Source organism: Trinickia sp. (assembly GCF_051954495.1).
Lineage (GTDB): Bacteria > Pseudomonadota > Gammaproteobacteria > Burkholderiales > Burkholderiaceae > Trinickia.
Genome location: NZ_JBQCHR010000142.1, coordinates 1 through 4,940, shown reverse-complemented (window position 1 = coordinate 4,940; position 4,940 = coordinate 1). Strand labels below are relative to the sequence as shown.

Here is a 4,940-nt window from a genome sequence, read left to right as displayed (position 1 = left end):
TTGAAACCCCGCCCTTCAGGGCGGTGAGCTGGGACCCCGGCCTGAAGGCCGGGGTTTCAGCGATTCTTTGGGAGGGGTGCAAACCCCTTCCAAAAGTGTTCAGCCAAACCGGCCTGAAGGCCGGTTGTGGACAGTTGCTTTAATCGATGACCCATTCGACCGGTCGTAGCGCACATCCCGCGCATCACGCAGACCGAGGAGGCTTCATGAAAAGCAAAAACACGCGCACTCGATTTCTTCGCGCCGAACCGACGGTCATGGCGTCCGCCCTGCGCCTGGCGGTGGCCGCCCTATGCGGCGCAGCGGCGCTCGCTCACGCGCACACGCTTCCGAGCGCGGGGCAATTCGTCGCCGGAAGCGGGTCGATCGCCAGCAATGGAAGACAGATGGCGATCGACCAAAGCACCGCCCGGGGGATCATCGAATGGGGCAGCTTCTCGATCGGCAAGGGCGATCGCGTCAGGTTCGAGAACGGCAGCGGCGCGACGCTCAATCGCGTCACAGGCAGCGATCTTTCCTCGATTCTCGGGACGCTCTCGGCAACCGGCAGCGTCTATCTAGTCAATCCGCAGGGAATCGTCATCGGCAAAAGCGGCGTCGTGTCGACGGGAGGACGCTTCGTGGCGTCGACGCTCGATACCGATAACACGTCGTTCATGAACGGCGGGCAGATCGCGATGATCGGGGTCTCCAATGCGCGTGTCGTCAACCTCGGGCGGATCGGCTCGACCCACGGCGACGTATTCTTGATCGCCGACCATGCAGTCGAGAACCGAGGCTCGATCGACGCGCCGAACGGCACAGCGGAACTCGCGGCCGGCGAAGCGGTGCTGCTGCAGGATTCCTCGACGAGCAAGCAAGTGTTCGTCGCCCTGGGCGACAAAGGCTCCGTGCTCAACAGCGGCACGGTCAGGGCTGCACAAATCAGCCTGCAAGCAGCCGACGGCAATGTCTTCGCACTCTCGGGCAAGCATGCGGCACTGCGCGCAACGGGCACCGCCACGCGGGGCGGCCACGTCTGGCTCGTGGCGGAAACCGGCAAGGTCGAACTGGATGGCCCCGTCGCGGCCAGGAATGCCGACGGAAGCGGCGGCGCCGTCGATACCAGCGCGACGACGCTCGCGTTGTGCCAATGCGTCCCGGCCGTGCTGGCCGGCGTCTGGAACGTAGCGTTGCCCAATGTCACCATCGATGCGGGAATGGCAGCGGCGCTGTCGCGCAGCTTGAACGCGGGCACAGTCGTCAATGTGCTCGCCACCGGCCAGTACGGCAGAGCGGGCGATCTCGACGTGGCGTCGTCGATCGTTTGGCGGGGCGCGGCGCCGTTGACGTTGTCGGCCTATCGAAACGTCGGCATCGATCAAGGCGCGACGATCAAGAATAGCGGCGCAGCCAATTTGACGCTACGCGCCGACGCGAACGGGATCGACAACACGGGCAGCTTCGACAATCGCGGCACGATCGATTGGTCCGGCAGCCAAGGCATCGTCGCGGCGTATTACGACATGAAAGGCAGTTACACGCCAGGCGCCCAGCTGAACCAATCGACATGGACGGCGCCGTTATACAGCGGATTGAAAACCCAGATCACCGCCTATCAGTTGCTGAACTCGATGGACGACTTGACCGCCATCGGCGCAACGGGCAATTACGCGCTCGGCAAGGATATTTCACTTCCGAGCTGGGCGTTCGTTCAATTCGGTACACCGTTCACCGGCCAATTGGACGGCATGGGGCATTCGATTTTGGGCGCGGTGGACGTGGGGAATTACTTTTTCGCCACCATCGGCCAAGGCGGCGTCGTGCGCAATTTGACGATTCCCAACGCAGTGCAGACCACCTTGTCCAAAGGCGTGCCGAGCGGCATCCTCGCCGGCGACAATCAAGGCACGATCGCCAACGTCTTCGTCTCGGGCTCCGTGCAGGGCGATTACTTCGACTACTCGTCGGATGCGCCGGCCGCCGGAGGACTCGTGGGCACGAACGAAGGCACGATCGTCCGTTCGGGCGCGAACGTGCAGGTGTCGAACGCCGGCTGGGTGGGCGGGCTAGTCGGGCAAAATTCGGGGCTCATCTTGCAGTCGTACGCCACCGGCGGCGTAAGCGGCGTCACCAATCCCTTCAGCGGCGAGACGTTCTATCAAGCGCGCGCGGGAGGACTTGCGGGCGGCAATTCCGGCACGATCGCCCAGTCGTATGCGACCGGTTCGGTCTCGCAGACATCGCTCGAAGGCGGCGGACTCGTCGCGGAAAACACCGGGACGATCACGCAGTCGTTCGCAAGCGGTAGCGTCAGTGGCGTCGCGCAAGGCTCGACGCCCCCCCTTCTCGGCGGCATTGCCGCGCTGAACACCGGAACGATCGGGAGCGACGTTTACTGGAACAAGGATACGACCGGCCAAACCGCGGGCGGCCCCGGCGTGAGCGACGCCAATGGCTTGAGCACGGCGCAGATGTCCGATCCCGCTAGCTTCTCGGGATGGAATTTCGGGCCGGGCGGCGCGTGGGCGATGCCGACGGGCGCCACTCAGCCCGTGCTCGAATGGCAACTGGGCACCGATTGAACGCGCTCGACAGAACCGCGCGCTAGCGTTCCGCCCGGCCCGCATTGAGCTTGCGCCACAGCGTCGTCTTGCTGATACCGAGTGCGCGGCACGCGGCATCGCGGTCGCCGTTGCAGGCTGCGAGCGCGGCGCGGGCCTCTTCCGCCTCGACATGCCTGCTGCGTTCGCGCAGCGTTTTCGCATGCGCGGGCGCGCTGCGTTGGTTCGCGTCATGGGTGAACAACTCGGGCGCGATCGTCCACATCGTGTCGGCGTCGAGCGGTTCGACGATACCCGTCGCGGGCCCCGCATCGGCCAAATCGACCACGATGCGCTCGATGACGTTTTGCAGTTCTCGCACGTTGCCGGGCCACGCATAGCCGCACAGCGCGTTTTCGACGCCGGCCAAGATGCGCGCCCCGGCTTCGCTGCCGCGAATGCGCGAGGACAAGCGCGGCTCGCGACGCACGGCCTGCATGAACAGCGATACGGCGAGCGGCATGATGTCGTCGGCCCGCGCGCGCAACGGCGGCAGCGCCATGCTGAGGATATTGAGGCGGTAGTACAGATCGGCGCGAAACGTCCCGCCGGCGATACGTTCGGTCAGCGCGCCATGCGTCGCCGCGATCACGCGGATATCCACGCGCGTGGGTTCCGTCGAACCGAGCCGAACCACTTCGCGTTCCTGCAGCACACGCAGTAGACGGCTCTGCAGCGGCAGCGGCATTTCGCCGATCTCGTCGAGAAACAGCGTGCCGCGGTGAGCCGCTTCGATCAGTCCCGCCTTGCCGCCTTTGCGCGCCCCGGTGAATGCCCCTTCTTCATAGCCGAACAATTCGCTTTCGAGCAGCGCCTCCGGAAACGCGCCGCAGTTGATCGCGACGAAGGGGAATTCGCGCCGCGCGCTGAGCCGATGCGTGCTCTGCGCCACCATCTCTTTGCCCGTGCCGCTTTCGCCGAGCACGAGCACGGTTGCATCGGATTTCGCATAGCGCCGCACCAGGGTTTTGACGCGCTGCATCGAGGCGCTTTCGCCAACCAGGTCGTCCAGCCGATAGCGCGCCGCGAATTGATGCGTCAATTGCTTCGACCGCAACGTGCGGTCAAGCCGTTCCACCGCGCGCGATTCCTGCAACGTCAACACGGCGCCGTCTTCGCCGCTGTCGCCGACGAGCGGGCCGCGATGGACGAGGTAGCTTACGCCGCGAATCGAAGCCAGCACATCGCCATCGGCCTCGGGCAGCGTGCGCGCCAGTTCGGGCGACAGATCCCCAAGCGGTTGCCCGACGGCGCGCGCCGCATCGATTCCGAGCGCGTCGGCCAAGCGCCGGTTGATCGCTTCGATGCGGCCGTCGGCGTCCAGCGCGACCACGCCGTCACGCAGATGCTGCAGCAAGTTGTCGATATGCCGCCGGCGCTTGGCCTCCGCGCGCGTGGCGTCGGCCAATTCGAGCGCAGTTTCGAAGCCACGGCGAATCGAAGCATGCGAATAAAGAAAGACGGCGTCGATGCCCGCAGCGGTCGCTAAATCGGCGATCAGCCCCGGCCCTACGATCGCGCCCACGCCTTGCGCCTGGAGCGCTTGCACACAAGCGTCGGCATCCTGCGCCGAACGGTACGAGGCGAAGACGATGTCAAGCCCATAGGCCGCCACGAAATCGCGCACTTCCTGCGGTGTCTCGCCGGGGCTGACGAGCGCGACTTGGCCGTCGGTTTGGCGTCTCGCGCGCGCCAGCGAATGCATGACATCGAAGCCCGTCGGATTGATCTGCACGACGGGCACGGACAAGCGGGTCTTCAGGTAGGCGGCGTTCGAGCCGCCCGCGACGATGACATCGGGACGCCTCGCCCCCGCGGCCTCGACTTCGCGCACCGCGTCGTCGTAGGCGCGCGCGATCACGCGCAGGTCCGCGCGCTCATCGTATTCGCCCGCGAGCTCGAACAAGAGATCGCGCAGCCGGCTGATGCCGAACGCCCAGACACGCGGACGCTGGGGCGCCTCGAATGAATGATCGGAAGGAAGACGGCTCACAGGCAACCCGATTCGATGGGGGAACAACGCACACGCGCCATCGCATTATGCGCGTTTCATCTCAATTCTGAAATCACCGATTTCATCCATGAAATTCACTTGGAGCCTTCTCGCTAATAAATTCATTAATAATCAATGACTTCTGAAGAAGCCCTCCACCTGGTCCGCACCTTGCTCTGTAGGGACACCTTTCTGGGAGCTAACGTGGAAACAGGTCATCAGCAACCCATGCGGCCCGGCGCGGCGTTCCGCGCCGCCGTCGCGGCCGAACAGCCGCTGCAGGTCGTCGGCGCCATCACCGCCTACGCCGCGAAAATGGCGCAAGCCACCGGCTTCAAGGCTGTCTATCTGTCCGGCGGCGGCGT

General features: G+C 64.9%; 2 protein-coding genes and 1 pseudogene. 2 read left to right on the top strand and 1 reads right to left on the bottom strand.

All coding sequences use genetic code 11. The features are described 5' to 3' along the window. The first annotated feature begins 206 nt into the window (after positions 1-206). A complete protein-coding gene (locus ACTHNR_RS19175; RefSeq protein WP_440549243.1) occupies positions 207-2,564 on the top strand; it encodes a two-partner secretion domain-containing protein in 2,358 nt (785 codons plus the stop codon). 22 nt (positions 2,565-2,586) lie between these two features. Here ACTHNR_RS19175 and prpR read toward each other — a convergent pair whose 3' ends face one another. Further along, complete coding sequence (gene prpR, locus ACTHNR_RS19170) at positions 2,587-4,575, bottom strand: propionate catabolism operon regulatory protein PrpR (protein WP_440549242.1); 1,989 nt, start codon at positions 4,573-4,575, stop codon at positions 2,587-2,589. A 228-nt stretch (positions 4,576-4,803) separates the two neighbouring features. Between prpR and prpB the strand changes: the two are divergent. Further along, positions 4,804-4,940, top strand: a pseudogene (gene prpB / locus ACTHNR_RS19165) (methylisocitrate lyase); the annotation flags it as partial.